At 33.9% G+C, this 18,954-nt stretch carries 20 protein-coding genes; 12 read left to right on the plus strand and 8 right to left on the minus strand.

The features are described from left to right. Positions 1-642 precede the first annotated feature (642 nt). The 10 genes from QO190_RS01940 (at position 643) to QO190_RS01985 (ending at position 8,706) form a co-directional block, all read left to right on the plus strand. Complete coding sequence (locus tag QO190_RS01940) at positions 643-906, plus strand: AtpZ/AtpI family protein (protein ID WP_371461423.1); 264 nt, start codon at positions 643-645, stop codon at positions 904-906. A gap of 5 nt (positions 907-911) precedes the next feature. Further along, positions 912-1,283 carry a hypothetical protein gene (locus QO190_RS01945; protein ID WP_371461422.1) on the plus strand — a complete coding sequence of 124 codons (372 nt, stop codon included), beginning with the start codon at positions 912-914 and terminating at the stop codon, positions 1,281-1,283. A gap of 64 nt (positions 1,284-1,347) precedes the next feature. Next, positions 1,348-2,508, plus strand: coding sequence for a F0F1 ATP synthase subunit A (gene atpB, locus QO190_RS01950; RefSeq protein WP_371461420.1), 1,161 nt, complete (start codon positions 1,348-1,350; stop codon positions 2,506-2,508). Between the two features lie 130 nt (positions 2,509-2,638). Next, positions 2,639-2,833 carry an ATP synthase F0 subunit C gene (gene atpE / locus QO190_RS01955; protein WP_012782425.1) on the plus strand — a complete coding sequence of 65 codons (195 nt, stop codon included), beginning with the start codon at positions 2,639-2,641 and terminating at the stop codon, positions 2,831-2,833. Between the two features lie 85 nt (positions 2,834-2,918). Continuing rightward, complete coding sequence (locus tag QO190_RS01960; RefSeq protein ID WP_069796933.1) at positions 2,919-3,416, plus strand: F0F1 ATP synthase subunit B; 498 nt, start codon at positions 2,919-2,921, stop codon at positions 3,414-3,416. A 1-nt stretch (position 3,417) separates the two neighbouring features. Next, complete coding sequence (atpH, locus tag QO190_RS01965; RefSeq protein ID WP_371461418.1) at positions 3,418-3,957, plus strand: ATP synthase F1 subunit delta; 540 nt, start codon at positions 3,418-3,420, stop codon at positions 3,955-3,957. Between the two features lie 16 nt (positions 3,958-3,973). After that, positions 3,974-5,551, plus strand: a complete 1,578-nt coding sequence (gene atpA, locus QO190_RS01970) for a F0F1 ATP synthase subunit alpha (protein ID WP_371461416.1) — start codon at positions 3,974-3,976, stop codon at positions 5,549-5,551. Between the two features lie 85 nt (positions 5,552-5,636). After that, positions 5,637-6,494, plus strand: a complete 858-nt coding sequence (gene atpG / locus QO190_RS01975) for an ATP synthase F1 subunit gamma (RefSeq protein WP_371461415.1) — start codon at positions 5,637-5,639, stop codon at positions 6,492-6,494. A 524-nt stretch (positions 6,495-7,018) separates the two neighbouring features. Further along, entirely contained in the window at positions 7,019-8,362 is a 1,344-nt protein-coding gene (locus QO190_RS01980) for a hemolysin family protein (protein ID WP_371461414.1), read from the plus strand. A gap of 56 nt (positions 8,363-8,418) precedes the next feature. Beyond that, positions 8,419-8,706 (plus strand): ATP-dependent Clp protease adaptor ClpS, encoded by a 288-nt coding sequence (locus QO190_RS01985; RefSeq protein WP_069796922.1) that lies wholly within the window; start codon positions 8,419-8,421, stop codon positions 8,704-8,706. Between the two features lie 296 nt (positions 8,707-9,002). Here the strand turns inward: QO190_RS01985 and QO190_RS01990 are convergent, their stop codons facing one another. After that, the gene (locus QO190_RS01990; RefSeq protein WP_371461413.1) at positions 9,003-11,204 is read right to left on the minus strand and encodes a M20/M25/M40 family metallo-hydrolase; all 2,202 of its coding nucleotides are present in this window, start codon (positions 11,202-11,204) and stop codon (positions 9,003-9,005) included. Between the two features lie 10 nt (positions 11,205-11,214). Continuing rightward, positions 11,215-13,776, minus strand: coding sequence for a BamA/TamA family outer membrane protein (locus QO190_RS01995; protein ID WP_371461412.1), 2,562 nt, complete (start codon positions 13,774-13,776; stop codon positions 11,215-11,217). Here QO190_RS01995 and QO190_RS02000 point away from each other — a divergent pair. Next, the gene (locus QO190_RS02000; protein ID WP_371461410.1) at positions 13,762-14,490 is read left to right on the plus strand and encodes a TrmH family RNA methyltransferase; all 729 of its coding nucleotides are present in this window, start codon (positions 13,762-13,764) and stop codon (positions 14,488-14,490) included. The two genes, QO190_RS01995 and QO190_RS02000, sit on opposite strands and share 15 nt — an antisense overlap. Before the next feature lie 87 nt (positions 14,491-14,577). Continuing rightward, positions 14,578-15,507, plus strand: coding sequence for a diacylglycerol kinase family protein (locus QO190_RS02005; RefSeq protein ID WP_371461409.1), 930 nt, complete (start codon positions 14,578-14,580; stop codon positions 15,505-15,507). 3 nt (positions 15,508-15,510) lie between these two features. Here the strand turns inward: QO190_RS02005 and QO190_RS02010 are convergent, their stop codons facing one another. The 6 genes from QO190_RS02010 to QO190_RS02035 all read right to left on the minus strand — a co-directional run bounded on the left by QO190_RS02010 (position 15,511) and on the right by QO190_RS02035 (position 18,950). Further along, positions 15,511-16,368 carry a mechanosensitive ion channel family protein gene (locus QO190_RS02010; protein WP_371461407.1) on the minus strand — a complete coding sequence of 286 codons (858 nt, stop codon included), beginning with the start codon at positions 16,366-16,368 and terminating at the stop codon, positions 15,511-15,513. Position 16,369: 1 nt separating this feature from the next. Continuing rightward, the gene (locus tag QO190_RS02015) at positions 16,370-16,873 is read right to left on the minus strand and encodes a phosphoribosyl-ATP pyrophosphatase (RefSeq protein WP_371461405.1); all 504 of its coding nucleotides are present in this window, start codon (positions 16,871-16,873) and stop codon (positions 16,370-16,372) included. Between the two features lie 11 nt (positions 16,874-16,884). Next, positions 16,885-17,196: a phage holin family protein gene (locus tag QO190_RS02020; protein ID WP_371461404.1), complete on the minus strand. Its 312-nt coding sequence runs from the start codon at positions 17,194-17,196 to the stop codon at positions 16,885-16,887. A gap of 82 nt (positions 17,197-17,278) precedes the next feature. Continuing rightward, positions 17,279-17,623, minus strand: a complete 345-nt coding sequence (locus QO190_RS02025; RefSeq protein ID WP_371461403.1) for a YtxH domain-containing protein — start codon at positions 17,621-17,623, stop codon at positions 17,279-17,281. A gap of 123 nt (positions 17,624-17,746) precedes the next feature. Further along, positions 17,747-18,421 carry a (d)CMP kinase gene (gene cmk / locus QO190_RS02030; RefSeq protein ID WP_371461402.1) on the minus strand — a complete coding sequence of 225 codons (675 nt, stop codon included), beginning with the start codon at positions 18,419-18,421 and terminating at the stop codon, positions 17,747-17,749. A gap of 79 nt (positions 18,422-18,500) precedes the next feature. Then, positions 18,501-18,950 carry a hypothetical protein gene (locus QO190_RS02035; protein ID WP_371461401.1) on the minus strand — a complete coding sequence of 150 codons (450 nt, stop codon included), beginning with the start codon at positions 18,948-18,950 and terminating at the stop codon, positions 18,501-18,503. Positions 18,951-18,954 lie beyond the last annotated feature (4 nt).

Below are 18,954 nucleotides of genomic sequence, written 5' to 3' on the forward strand. Positions count from 1 at the left end.
TTCAAGAAAAAAAATCTTTGCGTATAAAAATATACCCTAGAAGCCCCATCTCAAAAAGCACTTCACCCTATAGACCCCTGAAATTGTAAAACGCTCTTGTATCTCGCCATGCGCTAATGAAATGAATGTAAGAAGTAAGGAATAATTATGAGTTGTATCACTTTAATATATACTTATAGTATAGTTGTAGTATAGTTAATGTATAAATAATAGATATTATATTTCTATAAAAGTAATAAATGAAGAGCATTATAAGGGAAGTATTCCAGATGATTCAGATTTCTAATGCGTGTATACAAAACAGAACCCTGTCATTCTGAACGAAGAACAGCGTAGTGAAGAATCTCTTCATGAAGCAAAATATTTCAACTTCACAACTTCACAATTTCCGATGGTTCTAAAAAATAGATGTTTTAAACAAAAAGTGAAATTTTTAAATTTCACCACTTTCAGCTCTTCCCAAAGGAAAGTCAAAGTAAAGTATAAGAAATGTATAATTAAAGGGTAACCAATCATCCATAACATCTTCTTTTAAGATTGTGAAAAGGGAGTGCCAGTCTTTTTAATTCTATAAACATGACATTTGTCATATTTTTTGTCATTCCGCTCAGTTTTACATAGTTTTACACCAAATTAAAAACAATGGCTCTACAAGACCAAAATACTTCGAAACCCACTGAAGAACAAAAGGAAGAGTACAAAAAAAATCCCATGCGCTTGTACGGAATTTATTCTTCCATCGTGTTTCAGATGTTGGCCATCATTGCTTTAGGATTTTGGGGCGGGAAGAAAATTAATGATTATCTAGAATTGCCCAATGATTTATTAACCGTAGCCATCGGTTTAGCTGGATTGGGATTAGCCTTGTACAGTACCTTAAAACAATTAGAAAACATAAACAAATAACACGCATGAAACAGTCTACCTCTTGGTTATACATTGTTCTTTTTATTCTGGTCTTTTTTTTACATTTTGCGATATGGCAACTTTATGTAAATGACTTTCAAGTCATATTTATTCGCTATTATCTTTTCTTAACCATTTTATTTATGATGCTCATCACCATTATGTCTATTGTCAAAAAGATTTATCCCGAGTATATCGGTTTTACTTTTATGGGGCTCATGCTCTTTAAGTTGAGTATTATGTTCTTGGTAATGAATAAATTACACTTATCCGAAGTGCCATATCACAAGTATCATTTTATACCGCCTTACTTGGTTTCTCTGCTGTTAGAAACTTTGTTCGCAATCGGTTTATTGAAAGAACAAAAAAATAACTAATTCATACTTTGTTAATTTGTTTTTTTATCATATTTTTGCAAAACTTTTAAAATAACATAAATCAATGCTGAAAAGAGGAGTTTTATTAATCGGTTTTTTATCTACATTTTCACTTTCTTTAGCGCAACATCACGAAGCTGCAGCAGAAACTAAACCTGCTACAGAAACCAAAGTGGTAAGTGCCGAAGAAGCAGAAAAAGAACAAATAAAGAAAGAAAATAAGGAGTTTATAGACCATCACTTGTTAGATGCTCACAGCTTTGATATTATGGTGGAAAAGAAAGCAGACGGTACAGAACACCACATCGGTTTCCCACTTCCTGTTATTTTCTATGATGAAGCAAACGGTCTTCACGCATTCATGAGTTCAGAATTTCACCACGGTAAAGAATTGAAAGATGCTCATGGCAAAAAATACAACGTAGTAGAAAGCAAAGGTGCAAACTACGCTCTTTACCACGAAAAAATTGTAAAAACAGATGCATCTGGTGCCATTACTTTAGATGACCACGGTCACGCTACCAATGCAAAAGTTTTAGACTTATCTATCACGAAAAGTGTTTTAATGATTCTATGTGCATCATTATTGATGATTGTAATTTTCGGCTCTATGGCTAGAAATTATAAGAAATCACCAATTCCTACAGGTGCAGGTAAATTATTCGAACCACTAGTAATCTTCATTAGAGATGAGATTGCGATTCCAAACATCGGACCGAAATATCACAAATATATTTCTTACTTATTAACTATTTTCTTCTTCATTTTATTCCTGAACGTATTTGGTTTATTACCTTTCGGGATTAATGTAACAGGGAATTTAGCCATTACAGCTGCTTTAGCAATTTTTACCTTCACCATTACACAGTTTACGGCAAACAGAAACTATTGGCAGCACATCTTCTGGATGCCAGGTTTACCGTTCTTAATGAAATTGGTAATGATTCCTATCGAATTAATCGGGATGATAATTAAGCCGTTTGCATTGTTAATACGTCTCTTTGCAAACATGTCAGCAGGTCACATCGTAATTATGTCATTAATTGCAATGATTTATTACTTCCAAAATGTAATTGCAGGCGTTGCATTCCCATTCTTAACATTTGTATTGTATTTATTAGAGATATTAGTAGCGTTCTTACAAGCGTATATCTTCACTATGCTGTCTGCGGTTTACTTCGGAATGGCAAATGAAGAACACCACCACGAAGAAGCTCATCACTAATAAGAACCAAGTGAAAAGAGCCAAGATAAAAGAGTTAAGAGCCAAGTAGAAAGTTATCATTTTGAACTCGAAACTCGGATTTCAAAACTCAAAACATAAAAGTAGAAACTAATTTTTAAAATTATATATTATGGAAATTCCAAAACTAGTAGGTGCAGGTTTAGTAGTAATCGGAGCAGGTTTAGGTATCGGTAAAATCGGTGCTGCTGCTTTAGAAGGTATGGCTCGTCAGCCAGAACAAGCTGGTAAATTACAAACTGCAATGCTTATTGCTGCTGCACTAGTTGAAGGTCTTGCATTTGCTGCATTATTTGCTGTAAACTAAGACTCAAAAAAATAGCACTCACCCGTAACGGTTGGTTACGGGAAGTGTTTTTAAAAATTAAATAAAAAAAATATATAAAAATCTTATGGGATTATTAGAGAATTTTTCGTCAGGTTTGTTCATCATTCAGTCAGTTATTTTCTTGATACTTCTTTTCGTGTTAGGAAAATTTGCATGGAAACCTATCCTTACTGCTTTAAATGAGAGAGAAGTTTCTATTCAAGACGCTATTAACCAAGCTAAATTGGCTAAAGAAGAAGTTGCAAATCTTAAAGCAGACAATGAGAGAATCATCCGCGAAGCTAAAGCTGAACGTGATGCCATCTTAAAAGAAGCAAGAGAGTTAAAAGACAAAATCGTAGGTGAAGCAAAAGACCTTGCAAAATCTGAAGGAGACAAAATGATTGAACAAGCTAAACAATCAATCAATGCTGAAAAAAATGCAGCAATGGCTGATATCAAAAATCAAATTGGTTCTCTTTCTGTAGAAATTGCAGAAACTATTCTAAAACAAAAATTAGATAATGCTGATGCTCACAACGCATTAGTTGAAAAAATCATTAATAAATCTAACTTAAATTAATATGCTAACCTCTAAAGTAGCGAAAAGATATGCACAAGGTTTACTAGACTTTACTCAAGAGTCTGGGAACACGGCTTCTATTTTTTCGGAAATGAAAGATGTAGTAAAGATTTTTAATGAATCTAAAGAATTAAAAAACTTCTTTGCTTCGCCAATCATTGACGCTAAAAAGAAAACCAAAGCAGCCTTAGAAATCTTTGCTCAGTTTTCACAATTAAGTAAGAATCTTATTACTTTGGTGATTAAACAAGGTAGAGAAAGTCATCTGCAAGATATAGCGCAAGAGTTTATCAATAAAGTAGAAGACTTACAAGGCGTACAGAGAGTTACCTTAACCGTAGCTTCTGAACTTTCTCAGAAAAATGTAGAAGACATTGTAAAATCTTCATCTTTAGTAGACCATACTAAAAACTACGACTTAAAAGTGGTAGTAAACCCTGAAATTATTGGCGGTTATATTTTAAGAGTAGGAGACCAGCAGGTTGATACTTCTGTAAGAACTAAACTAAGCCAAGTGAAAAAAGAATTTCAATTAAATTAAGTTAAAAAACCATAAAATGGCAGAAATAAATCCGGCTGAAGTTTCAGCAATTTTAAAACAACAGTTAGCCAACTTTGATACACAAGCGAGTGTAGAAGAAGTGGGTACAGTATTACAAATTGGAGACGGTATCGCTCTAGTTTACGGTTTAGAAAATGTACAATACGGAGAATTGGTAAAATTCGAATCAGGAATTGAAGGTATTGTATTAAATCTTGCAGAAGACAATGTAGGTGTTGCACTTCTTGGAGAATCTAAAAGAGTAAAAGAAGGAGATACGGTAAGAAGAACCGAAAGAATCTCTTCTATTAAAGTAGGAGAAGGTCTTTTAGGAAGAGTAGTAGATACTCTAGGAAATCCTATCGATGGTAAAGGTCCTGTAACCGGAGATCTTTATGAAATGCCACTAGAAAGAAAAGCTCCAGGAGTAATTTTCCGTCAACCGGTAAATGAACCACTTCAGACAGGTATCGTAGCAATTGACTCTATGATTCCAATCGGAAGAGGACAAAGAGAGTTGATCATTGGAGATAGACAAACAGGTAAAACTACCGTTGCTATCGACACTATTTTGAACCAAAAAGAATTTTATGATGCTGGTGAGCCTGTATTTTGTATCTACGTTGCTGTAGGTCAAAAAGGTTCTACTGTAGCACAAATCGTAAAAACTTTAGAAGATAAAGGAGCTTTAGCTTATACCGTTGTGGTAGCAGCAAACGCTTCAGACCCTTCTCCAATGCAGGTGTATGCGCCAATGGCTGGAGCTGCAATCGGAGAATATTTCAGAGACACTGGTAGACCAGCATTAATCGTTTATGATGATTTATCTAAACAAGCAGTAGCTTACCGTGAGCTTTCTCTATTATTAAGAAGACCACCAGGTCGTGAAGCATATCCTGGAGACGTTTTCTATCTTCACTCAAGATTATTAGAAAGAGCTGCTAAAGTAATTAAAGATGATACCATCGCTTCTCAAATGAACGATTTACCAGAATCATTAAGACCAATGGTAAAAGGAGGTGGTTCATTAACGGCTCTTCCAATCATCGAAACTCAAGCAGGTGACGTATCAGCATATATTCCTACCAACGTAATTTCGATTACAGACGGACAGATCTTCTTAGAGTCAGATTTATTCAACTCTGGGGTGAGACCAGCGATTAACGTAGGTATTTCTGTATCGAGAGTAGGAGGTAACGCTCAGATTAAGTCTATGAAAAAAGTTTCTGGTACCTTGAAACTTGACCAAGCGCAGTACAAAGAATTAGAAGCTTTTGCTAAATTTGGTTCTGACTTAGATGCGGCTACTATGGCGGTAATCGCAAAAGGAGAAAGAAACGTAGAAATTCTTAAACAACCAGTAAACTCTCCACTACCTGTAGAATCACAAGTAGCGATGATTTACGCAGGCACTGAAAACTTATTGAGAAACGTTCCTGTAAGAAAAGTAAGAGAATTCCAAGTAGAATACGTAGACTTCTTAAAAAATAAACACCCAGAAGTAATGGCTGCTCTTAAATCAGGTAAGATTGATGACAGTTTAACAGGTGTTCTTAAGCAAGTAGCTACAGATTTAGCTTCTAAATATAACTAAAATTAGTTGATGGTTTTTGGTTGATAGTTGACGGAATTTTCTAAGACTAGCAACCAACAACCGACAACCAACAACTAAACTAAATATGGCAAATTTAAAAGAAATTAGAGGAAGAATAACTTCTATTTCATCTACAATGCAGATTACAAGTGCGATGAAAATGGTTTCGGCTGCGAAACTGAAAAAAGCACAAGATGCCATTGTAATGTTAAGACCTTATTCTGAAAAACTTCAAGAAATCATTCAGAATGTAAGCTCAAGCTCTGATTCTGATAACGTTTCTGCTTTTGCACAAAAGAGAGAGGTGAAAAAAGTACTATACATCGCTATTACTTCTAATAGAGGTTTGGCTGGTGCTTTTAACTCATCTATTATCAAAGAATTAAACCACAGAATTTCTAATTCTGCTGTAGAAGTAGAAGTGTTAACCATCGGTAAAAAAGTTTTTGATGCTGTAAAGAAAAACAGAACGGTATATGATAATCAAAGTGCCATCTTTGATCATGTGAGTTTTGAAAAAGTATCAAAAGTGACTTCTGCTGTGATGAAGGATTTCAGCCAAGGAAAATTTGATGAAGTACATCTAATTTATAATAAATTTTTAAATGCTGCTAATCAAGAAGTAAAAACTGAACAGTTATTACCAATATCAATGCCGGAAACTGATGGTAATGCAAACAGTGATTATATTTTTGAACCCAACAGAAACGAGATTTTGGATAGCCTAATTCCTAAATCTATTAAAACGCAAGTGTACAAAGCAGTGCTAGATTCTATCGCATCTGAACATGGAGCGAGAATGACAGCGATGCACAAAGCGACTGACAATGCACAAGCACTTAAAAATGATTTGGTAATTTTCTATAACAAAGCGCGTCAAGCTGCGATTACCAATGAAATTTTAGAAATCGTTTCTGGTGCAGAAGCACTTAAAAATAGCTAAGAAATATTTCTTTTATACGATAAATGAAAGGGCGTCAACTCAGGTTGATGCCCTTTTTTGATGATGGTAAAATGATAACTTCATTTTATGAGTTCACTACAGACATTTAATTTTGTTTATAATGATTAATTTTCTTATCTAAAGGAATTTAGTTAAAAAGAATAAAACTAAAAATTAAAATACGTAATTAAGCGTATTGTATGTCATGGGGTTTGGGTGTACTTTTGAACTGTAAATTTAAATAAAGCATTACACAAAAGTGTAATTGATTCATAAAGTAAATCGTTTTAAATTTGCACCATAATAACCGTAGAACACAAATGATGATAAATTTTCTACTGCAGTAAAATTAAGGTTATTATGAAAACTGCAGTAGAAATTTTTTAAATTGGAAGTAGTAATTTTCTTCATATTTCGATTTTTAGACCAAAAAAGGGTGCGTTTACGCACTCTTTTTTATTAAACTTTTATATTAAAAATAATCATATATTTGCATAGATTAATTAATTCACAATTTTTTATAAATGGATTACGATAGTGTCGTCAAACTTCTTATTGCATTATTACTCGTATTATTAAACGGTTTTTTCGTAGCGGCGGAATTCTCCATCGTGAAGGTTCGTTATTCACAGATTCAAATTAAGGCTGCCGAAGGAAACAAAATGGCGAAACAAGCCGAACACATCATCAAACATTTAGATGCTTATTTATCTGCTACACAATTAGGGATTACCTTAGCTTCATTAGCATTAGGTTGGGTAGGAGAAAGCGCTCTGGAACATGTTTTCCATGGCATATTCTCTTATTTCAATATCAATATTGCACCTGCAATGATTACTACTATTTCTGTGGTAGTCAGTTTCCTAATCATCACGATTATGCATATTGTTTTTGGGGAATTAGTGCCTAAATCCATAGCGATTAGAAAGCCAGAAGCCACCACATTTGTCATTGCAGCACCATTAAGATTATTTTATAATATTTTCAAACCATTTATTTGGTTAATGAATTTATTCTCAAATGCTTTTTTAAAAGTAATAGGAATTCACCCTGCTTCTGAACACGAAATTCACTCCACAGAAGAACTTCAATTATTGGTAAAACAATCTGCAGACAGCGGTGAGATAGAAGAAGAAAACTACGAAATCATTAAAAATGCTTTTGATTTTACAGACCACACTGCAAAACAAGTGATGGTGCCTCGTCAAAATATTATTTCTATTGATATAGAAGATGATAAAGAAGAAATTCTAAAACAAATCATCGATTGTGGATATTCTAGAATCCCAGTGTTTAAAAACTCGATTGATAACATTATCGGACTTTTCTACACCAAGGAAATTATGAGAGAATACATCAAAAACAAAGACCTTGATTTAAAAGAGTTTTTGAGAGAAGCATTCTTCGTGGTTGGAAGTAAAAAGATTTCAGACTTGTTAAATGTTTTCCAACAAAAGAAACAGCATTTAGCCATCGTTATCGATGAATTCGGAGGTACAGAAGGTATTCTTACGTTAGAAGATATCTTAGAAGAATTGGTAGGCGAAATCCAAGATGAAGAGGATGATGAAGATAAAATCGTAGACCAAGTAGGCGAAAACGTTTTCTGGGTAAAAGCAACTCAACCTTTAGAAGAAATTAACGAGTGTTTGCCGAAAGAGTTATCAGAAGTTGGTGAATACAATACTTTAGCTGGATTTATCCTGCATCAATTAGAAGATATTCCAGAAGAAAATCAAGAGTTCGATATCGATGATTATCATTTCAAAATTTTGAAAATGAATAATAAGTCGGTAGAATTGGTAGAACTGGTGTACGAACCAAAAGATATTGTAGATGATTTAACCGAAGAAATTAGCGAAATCTAATCATTGGCTAATTAATCTCAACCTTTACCTTTACCTCAAAGTTAACTTCACTCAAAATGAAATTTTACGATAATCCTCAAAGAGAATATCAAGAAGAAGTAGCGCTTCTAGAACAGGAAGACGAAGTCTATAAATTAGTGCTGCATAATGATGATGTAAACACTTTTGATTTTGTGATAGAGTGTTTAATCGAAATTTGTAAACATACGCTAGAACAAGCTGAACAATGCACCATTTTGGTACATTACAAAGGCAAATGCACCGTGAAAACTGGTAGTATGGAACTTCTGAAACCCATGCACGAAAAATTAATTTCCAGAGGTCTTACTTCTGAGATTGTATAAATAAAAAACTCGTTCCAAAATTTCGGAACGAGTTTTTTGTTATCAAATTTTCTTTAACCTAAAAGTGAAATTTAATAGTTGTTCTATTTGTACAATATTAATATTCTAAATTTACAAGTTTATCAATTGCGTCTGGCTTTAGCCCGATGAAAAAGTCAAAAAAATAAATGGCTTTAGCCAAAACCTAGATAAAATTTGGCTAAAGCCAATCTTGTATTAGATTAAAAAAAACGGGCTTTAGCCCGTTCCAATTGATATATTAAAGTGATAGATTTAATGGTATTTTTGAATTAAGATTAAAACTTCACCTTAAAAACTTTCGTTTCTCCATTTCTAATCACGGTAACTTCTTTTTCGTCTCCAGCATTGAGTTTTGATAGACAATCCATATAAGAATAAACTTCTGTGATTTTGCAATCTCCAATTTGGGTAAGAATATCTCCAGACTGAATTCCTGCAACTGCGGCAGGTCTGTTATCGGTAACTCCATCAATGTGCAAACCATCTTTAGAGTCTGCATAACTTGGCATAATTCCCAGTGTTACTTTGTATTTTGGGACAGATTTGGTAGAAGTGGTTTTGGTCTTCGTAAACGGAATTTCAGATTTTTGAGAAAGTTCATTCGCAATGCCAAAAACATATTGGGTGATGGTTTTTACGCCATCGAAATTTATTTTATCACTGTCATCACTTGGTTTGTGATAGTCTGCATGTGTTCCAGTAAATAAGAATAAAACAGGAATATCTTTCAGATAGAAGCTGGTGTGATCAGAAGGACCAACTCCAGATTCATCAAGAGTAATATTATATCCTGCAGGTTTCACTTTTTTCACCAAATTTGGGAAAATAGGAGAGGAACCTACACCTCCTACAGTAAGATTTTTATCTTTATCTAATCTTCCTACCATATCCATGTTAATCATAGTGACTACATTAGGATATTGAGATTTTACATTTTCTGCGAATTTTTTAGAGCCAATCAGTCCGTCTTCTTCTGCAGAGAAAAGCACAAAAACATAATTTACTTTTTCGTGAGTCTTATTTTTGGCAAAAATTCTCGCCAATTCCATCACTGCTGAAACGCCAGAAGCATTGTCATCTGCACCATTGTGAATTTGTCCGTCAGAATTCATCAGTGTAGATTGATGATGTTGGTTTAATCCTAAATGGTCGTAATGTGCACCAATGACAATCGTTTTAGCGGCTTTATTGTCTAAATATCCTATCACGTTGGTTCCTTTACTTGGAGTAGAAGAATTTTCATCGTGTGGATTCAGTTTAATGGAATATTCAAACGGTTGTAAATGGGTTTTAAGGCCTAATTTTTTAAAATATTTCTGAATATAATTTGCCGCTTTTTGCTCGCCTTCACTTCCTGCCAATCTGCCTTGTAATTCGTCACTGGCAAGATAGGTAAGATGATTTTTAAGTTGAGTTTCGTTTACATTTTCTGCTTCGTCAGTGTCTACCCAATCTGCGATGAAAACATTGGTTTCTCTCGGTTTTGACTGATTTCTATTGCTGCTGAAAACCAATTTTTTCCCATCTTTAGAGAACATCGGGAACGCATTGAATTCACTTTCGTAGGTAATTTGTTTCAGATTTTTTCCTTCTAAATCTATGGTGTACAACTGGAAATCATAACCTCTGGTAGAATGATGATTACTTGAGAAAATAATTTTCTTGTCATTTGGAGTGAAATACGGCGCCCAATTCGCTTTTCCAAGATGCGTAATTTGTTTTAAATCGGTTCCATCAGCATTGATGGTGTAGATTTCCATATTGGTAGGTGCAACTAGATTTTGAGCCAAATAATCTTTGTATTCTTTGATTTCTGCATCTGTTTTTGGTCTAGAAGCACGGAATACAATTTTTTTAGAATCATGAGAGAAAAATGCGCCACCATCATAACCTAAACCGAAGGTAAGTTGTTTCAGATTTTTTCCGTCAATATCCATCGTCCAGAGTTCTAAATCGCCAGTTCTGGTAGAAGTGAAAACAATTTTTTTACCGTCTGGAGAAACCACAGCTTCTGCATCATAACCGGGAACATCTGTTAATTTTTTGACAATTTTCCCGCTCAAATCTGCCATATAAATGTCAAATTCTGGATAAATTGCCCAAAGATATTTTCCGTCTTTAGAAACAGGTGGAGCTGGACAAGCGCTGTTCGCTTCGTGTGTAGAAGCGTAGAGAATATGTTGGTTATCTGGCATAAAGAAAGAGCAAGTGGTTCTTCCTTTTCCTGTAGAAATTAATTGTAAATTATCAGATTTTTTAGAATAATCCTTCGATAAATCATAGGCGAAAATCTGATCACATTCTGCCCCCAAATTTTTATTGGTTACTTGCATCGTCAGGAATTTTCCATTGGGAGAGAAATACGCTTCTGCATTATCTCCACCATCTGTCAGTTGCTGAATATTTCTAAGATTTCTTTCTTGTGAAAATAAGAAAACACTATTAAGCAGTGCAAGAATGATTACATTTTTCTTCATATGCGCTTTTTTAGAAAGGATAACCAATCGAGAAGTTGAAAGTTGGTTTAAATGGTTTTATTTTGTCAAAAACCCATCTTTCTCCTTTTGGCTGATTTGGGTCGTGTAATTTGTAGGCTAAATCTATTCTTACCGTAATATACGCCACATTAATTCTCAATCCGAAACCAGAACCCAATCCCATTTGAGAAATAAATTTATTGAACTTAAATTCATCCCCAATTCCTGAATCTTTGGTGCTCCAAATGTTTCCAGCATCTGCGAAAACGGCACCTTCAAACATGTCATTAAATGGATATCGGTATTCTATGTTGGTGGTCAATTTTACGTTATCCATCATATAAGCTCTCACTTTTTGGTCGATTTGTGTATCTGCAGGACCTAATCCACCAAAAGCAATCCAAGCTCTGATGTCATTACTTCCCCCATTGAAATAAGAACGGATAAATGGCATGTTGCTAGAATTTCCATAAGGAATTCCTACACCTATGAATTGTCTTACAATAAACTGTGATTTGTTTTTGAAAGTGAAATATTTTCTCGCATCAATGTCGAATTTCACAAACTGGGAAATCGGAATGCCGAAAATGGTTTTGCTGTTGGTTAAAACCCCAGAATCCGTATTGTTTTTACTGAAAATACTCAATAAATTCCCAGCCAATTCTACTTTAGCATCCAAAAAGAATGGGTTTTGATAGCCTTTTTTCCCGATTTCATTGTAGATATAATTGTAAGCCAAAGAATTGATGAGAACGTCTTGAGTCAATCGGTCTTTTTTAATGGTAGACTGTCTGAAATTGAGCAATAAATCTAAACCAGTTGGCGAAAGACTATTCGCAAAACCTGTATCATTAAGCAATAATCTAGATTTGGCTTCGGTGTCTAAATTGATAGCACTAGGATTATAGATGTCGTAAAGGTTAAAAATTCCGTCTTTAATATCTCCTTCCGTTTTGAATAAATCATAATATTTATTCTTATTTCGGGTAAATGAAAACTGCGTGTTAAAAACGGATAATCGGTGAGAAATCACTTCATTCACCGTGATAAAATAATTCAAACCAGCGTTCACGTTGATTCTGTCCATCCCAATATTATTCTGTACAGAAGCACCTAAGTTAATGGTAGAAATGGGGGAGTATTTATTTGGGACAAATTTTTCGGTGTTAAAAGGCAAGAGCAATCTTGGGAAATTCAAGCCAAATTGTAGGGAATATTCAGAAGCGTTAAACAACGCATTAGGATTTTTTTCATCGTAAACCGTACCAAAAGTTCCAGAAACACTTCCCGTAAAGTTTTCGGCGCCACCAAAAACATTTCTAGCCGTCAATTCGGCAGAAGGAGAAAACCCGAAGTTCAAAATTTGAGAATAATGTAAATCAAGCGCGGTTTTAAAATTGTATTTCGGTAACGGAATGAGCTTGTATTTTACATTGATAATGGTGTCATTCGGATTGCTATATTTATCTGGAGAAGCTTTATAACTGGCAATGCTGAAATTATTAAGCGCTAAGAAATTTCTTTTGGTAAGATCAAGATTTTTTTGGTTGTAAATTTCACCTTTTTTCAACGTAATCGGTCTCCAAAGTGCTTTAACCTTATATTGGTCATCTATTCTTTTGATGATTGCATTTTCGTATTCTTTTACGTCTACATTGGCTGTGTCAGTAAGTTTTTCTAAATATTGAATTTCTACGTTGCCAATGGTGTATTGTTTGTAAGGTGTTTTCAGCGTGTCTTTCAAGATGTCCATAGTGAGTGGAACTTGCTTTCTGCTTTGCAAAGTGTCTGCGGTAAAATAAATTTCGCCACCATCTCTATTGAAGCTATAATAACCCTTTTCTTGCATGAGTTCGGTAATTCTTTTGACCTCGTCTTCTAATTTTTCTTGGTCTAAAACATCTCCTGATTTTACTTTAGATTCTGTAATTTTCTGTTCGTAAATATTTCGGATGTTTTCGTAGGGAATATTGTAGTAATATCCGTTGATATAAGTAGGATCTTTGTACGTAATTTTGTAATTGGCTTGTGCTTTTTTTGCCGCAGAATCGAGTTTGTGAGAGAAATCGACGTGAGCGTCCCAGAATCCTTTATATACCAAGAATTTTTTAATGGAATTAGCACTGGTTTCGGTTTTTCCTTGCTCTAAAATGATAGGAGGTTTCCCTAAAGAATGCCAAACTCTGTTCCAAAACAAACTATTGCCCTTCAATTCTGGGTGATTGTATTTTACATAAAGAGAATCTCTGAGTTTTTGGTTTCTCATTTGTCTCGGAAACGTTTGATACTCGTTTAGAATGCTGTCATATTTCGCATTCGCCATGTTATAAATCCATAAACGAGTAGGGAACAAATAGAGGTCTTTTTTATTGGGTTTTTGACTAACAAAATTCGGGATTTCTTCATCGAAATCTTTTCGGTCTACATATTCAAAATTATTTTTGGTCAATAAATACTCACCATTCGGAACTTTCTTGGTACTGTTACAAGCGTAAAGAAACCAAACGAGGATTGCAAAAGATAAAAATATGTGGTATTTTTGAAAATATTTAAAAAAATGCTTACTGCTCATAAAATAAAAGTTTTTCAGTCTTTGGACAAAAAGAAGTTCAGACAAAAATACAATTTGTTTTTGGTTGAAGGTAACAAAATAATCCAAGAGTTGAAACATTCTTCTTACAAAATTCAAGAAATTTTTTCTATTCAACCCGAAGATTTATCCTTCCCTGAAACAGAGATTCATCCGATTACAGAACGTGAACTGAAGAAAATTAGTTTTCTGCAAACACCAAAAGATTCTGTAGCGGTAGTAGAATTGCCTTCTCCTGAAATGCTAGAGCAACAGAAAATTCAGATTATTTTAGACGGAATTCAAGACCCGGGAAATCTGGGAACCATCATCAGATTGGCGGATTGGTTCGGAATTGAGCAGGTGATTTGCAGTCAAGACACCGTAGATGTTTACAATCCAAAAGTGATTCAGTCGACCAAAGGTTCTTTTGCCAGAATCAATGTAGTGTATACCGATTTAACCGAATATTTGGCTAAAACAGACGCAGTAAATATCGGTACAGATATGGTAGGCGAAAATATTTATCACTTTGATTTTCCTGAGAAGTTCAATCTTATTTTGGGCAATGAAGGAAACGGAATGCGACCAGAAGTAGAAAAATTGGTTTCCCAAAACATTACCATTCCTCGATTCGGACCAAAACAATCTACAGAAAGCCTTAATGTTTCGATGGCGACAGGAATAATTCTAGGGCAGATTTTTTCTAAAATTTAGGAATTAGGGATTAGAGATTAGGATTTAGTTTTGAGAAAAATGTTTATCTTTAAAAGCTAATTTTTATATCAACCTTTACCTCTTTCAATGCCAAGAATCGCCTTTTTCATTAATCCTACGATTAGACATTTCAAGAAAATTGAAATCGATATTCAGCATCATTTTCTTAATCAAGACTATCAGTTTTTTATTTCAGAATATTCTGGGCATTTTTTAACCTTGCCAAAAAGAGCGGTGGAAGAAGGTTTTACCCATTTTATTGCAGTAGGTGGAGATGGAACACTCAATGAGATTGTGAATGGTATAATAGAAGCGTTTCGTACAGAAAATGGCTATGATTGGGAAAGCATTTCAAGAATAAAAATTGGGATTTTACCATCAGGAAGCGGCAATGATTTTATCAAAAATTTAGGTTATACAACCATAGACGAATTGCAATCGCTTATTGCAAAAGATTCTTCCGCGCTTGTAGATGTGGGTTTTGCAGAATTTCTGAACAGAGAAAAACAAAAATCAGAGCGTTTTTTTATCAATGTTTCAGATGTAGGAATTGGGGGAGAAGTAGTGATTAGTAAAGAAAGATTGCCTTTGGTTTTTCCAGGCGAGGTGAATTATTTCGTTGCTATTCTTTCTACTTTTTTAATGTACAAAAAGAAAACCATCAAGGTCACCGCCAAAGATTTTACGTGGCAAGGAAAAGTACTGAATTATGTAGTTGCCAATGCCAAATATTTCGGGAATTCTATAGGAATTGCGCCACATGCAGAGATTTCTGATGGCGAATTTGCCATTACCAATGTGGGTGACATTAGTTTGTTGGATTACTTTAGAAATATTGGAACGGCTAAAAAATGCAAAAAAATCAATCATCCACAAGTTTCTTATACTTCGGCTCAAGAAGTTTTCATCGAAAATGCAGATGGTTTGGCTTTAACCATCGATATGGACGGAGAATTCATCGGTTATGCACCGGTGAAATTTACTTGTCTCAAAGAAAAACTGCGTTTTTTGAAGTAAAAATTATTCTTTTACTGTTTTTCTTTCATCATCAGGATTGGGAGAATTCTCTTGGATTTGAATGTCTTGTTTTTTAATGTAATGAATAACTTTGAACAAAATTTCAGATTTTAAACTGTTTCCGGGAGCGTTTACATCAGTCGTTTTGAACCAATAAGCGCCACGCAATTTTATTTTTTCGCCATCTATTTCTTGTACATAAACACTTGCATGAGGATTTTTTTCTACTTCTTCAAACGAATTGATGATGTGCAAAATATCCTTCATCACTTTTTCTAAATCTTCGGAATAATCTACATTAATGAAGAATTCACTTCTCAAAAGTTGATTGTACGTGAAATTTTCAAGTGGATTTTTTAGAATAATGGAATTGGGAATAAAAACATCTTTTCCGTCAAGAGTTTTAATATTGGTTTCTCTGAGCGACATTTTTTTAACTCGACCTCTCATTCCTTGTACTTCAATTAAATCACCGATTCTAAAAGGTCTTCTAAACGCCATAAGAATTCCTGCCAAGAAATTTTCGCCAATATCTTTTAGAGCAAAACCTACAATAAAAGTGGTGAGTGCAGTTCCTGCTAAAATTTTATCGGTAATATTTCCGTAGCCCAAAATTCCCAAACAAACGATAACCAAAAAGATGGTAAGGATAAAAGAAACGATATTCACCAAAAAATCTGTAACGATAGAATCTTTTGATTTTTCGTCTATGAATTTGGTAACGACTTTTGAAAAAAGTTTAATGGCGAAAATCCCCGCAATAAAAACCAAAATTGCCAACAAAATTGCAGGCAATTGACTTAGGAAATTTTCCCATGAATGTTGTATTGTACTGCTGAAATCGACAAATTCCTTTTCCATATTATAAAATTTCTTCTAGGCTTTTTAAAACTTCACGTTCTTCGTATTCTTCTAATTTTTCTCTTAAAAATTTTAAAACCATGGGAGCCAAATAAATAAGCGCAATGCCTATTAATTTTTTCTTCCAACTGGTGTGATAGAGGTTCTTCTTCGCAAAATTGGTCACTACGGCTGCCAATCCTATTTTAATGGCATTTTCGGCGATGCTTCCTACTACGTTTTGAGTATTGATGCCTATTTTTTCTTCGCCGTATTGATTGATTTTGGTTTTGATATAATTTTCGGAAGCGCCACCTGTAGCAAAACTTAAAATATTGGCTGGTTTGAGTGCTAATCGGTGTTCTCCGTTTTCGTCGGTCTTATCAACTAAAAATTGGTCGGTGAATCCATGAGTGATGGCACTTAAACTTTCTTTAGGGTTTTTAAATGCTGCGATGTCTTCTAACTCGGCAATTTCTTTTCTTAAAGTTTCCTTGCGTTTTCTTAAGTCTTCTAAGTTTTTCATGTCATGGAATTTTAATCGTTAAAAAGCGTTTCTATTGCCTTATTGGTAATGATTTTTTTAATGTAGTTTCTCATTAAAAAGACCAATAAGATGAGCAATAAATAGAATCCTGCAAGAATGAGGAAGCCATAAGCAAAGTTGTGGAGCCAATTTCCTAAGAATAAACCTAAACTTACGTTTAACAAAAAGATAAAGAAAATGGCAAGAACAGATATAATCATTACAGGTACTGAAACTCCAATGATTTTAAGAGATTTCTCGGTAGCATCTAGCTTTACGAGTTCTATTTTTTTTTCCGCGTAATCTTTGATGAGGTCTATCATGGCAAATTTCTTTGTTTAAAGTTACAAAAAAAGGAACTTTTATGATAAGTTCCTTTATAAAATTTTATAAAAACTTTACAGATTATTTTAAAGCATCTAGCTCTGTTTCTACTTCTTTTACTACTTCCGAAGCTTTATTGGCTGCGGTATGTTTGTATTTTTCGTAGCTTTCTTTTACGCTAGAAACTACTTTATCTAAATTTTCTTTTGCCTTGTCTGATAGATTTCCGTATTCCGACTTTACTTTTTCAGATACTTTATCATATTCGTCTAATGCTTGATCTTTTAAATCATTCGCTTTAGCTTTTAGTTTTTTTCTGGTTTCTTTACCTTCTTCTGGAGCGTAAAGCATTCCTAGAACTACACCTACTGCAGCACCTGCTAAAAGTCCTGCAATAATTCCTGCTGTATTTTTACCTTTTCCCATTTTGTAATAATTTAGTGTTAATAATTTATTTTGGTTTACCTCTTCATTCGCACAACTTCTATACCAAATATAAGAAAAATTTTCACAAATTTATGTTAAAATTGTATGAATAGATTCTATTTTTTATTTCGAAATATGTGATAGAATCAATGCTATGGTTTCTTCTTTGTTCAGTAAAGTATTGTCTATCAAGATGGCATCATCTGCTTTTTTTAGTGGAGCTACCGCTCTTTCACTATCGATTTTATCTCTGGTTTTTAGGTTTTCGTAAACTTCTTCTCTGGAAATGTCTACGCCAGAATGTTGCAGTTCTAGATGTCTTCTTTTTGCTCTTTCTTCTGGACTGGCGGTGATGAAAAATTTATAATCTGCATTTGGCAAAATAACGGTTCCTATGTCTCTTCCGTCCATGATTACGCCACCTTTTTGAGCTAAATTTCGTTGAAAATCAAGTAAAAAAGCTCTCACTTCTGCTTGTTTTGCAATAAGGCTTACATGGTCAGAAACTCTAGGTTCACGAATTTCTTTATCGATGTTTTTGCCATTGAGGAAAAGCTCTAAAACGCCATTGTTTAAAATAAATTCCAAATGAATTTGGTCAAATTTTTCAAAGAGTGACTTTATGTCTATTTTTTGGCTGTCATTAAGGCAGTTTTCTAACGCAAAATACGTAATTCCACGGTAGAGTGCACCTGTATCAATATGGATGAGGTCAAGTTTTTGGGCAATCACTTTAGAAATTGAACTTTTTCCGGTAGATGAAAATCCGTCAATAGCAATAACTGGTTTTTTGTTCATGCTACAAATTTCGTTAAAGTTTTTTGAATTTGAAAATAACCAAAAGAAAAACCTTTTGTGGTTGCTGAGTTTTTATCTTTTAAAAGGATTTATTTTTTGGATAGCCATGATAATAGTTAACTTCTATAATGAACGCTTTTCCATTGTTTGTTCTTTTAAAATTTTTTAGTCCAAGAGAATCCAAAATGCGATTTCCATGATTTAATATCAATTTGTCTAATGGTGAAAACTTTAAATAGATATTTTTGTCATAATCTTTGGGTAAATCTCCATCAAAAACAGTGTAAATCATTTGTTTTGAAACTTCACTAGTTTTTGTAATCTTATTAGGATAGAATTCGTAATAACTTCGAAATCCTGAGCTGTCAACTGAAGCATAAATATGTTGAATGTTGTTTTTTTTACTTTCGTTGTAAAATTTCACTTTTCCATAATGTGTGTCGATTTTATCAACAAGTGCTTTTTTGCTTGAGCAGCAAACAAATAGAATTTGTAAAACTATTATCCCCAAAAAACGTAGGTTTGTCATTTCG

This window comes from Cloacibacterium sp. Arc13, from assembly GCF_041431305.1.
In the GTDB taxonomy this organism is placed as follows: Bacteria; Bacteroidota; Bacteroidia; order Flavobacteriales; family Weeksellaceae; genus Cloacibacterium; species Cloacibacterium caeni_B.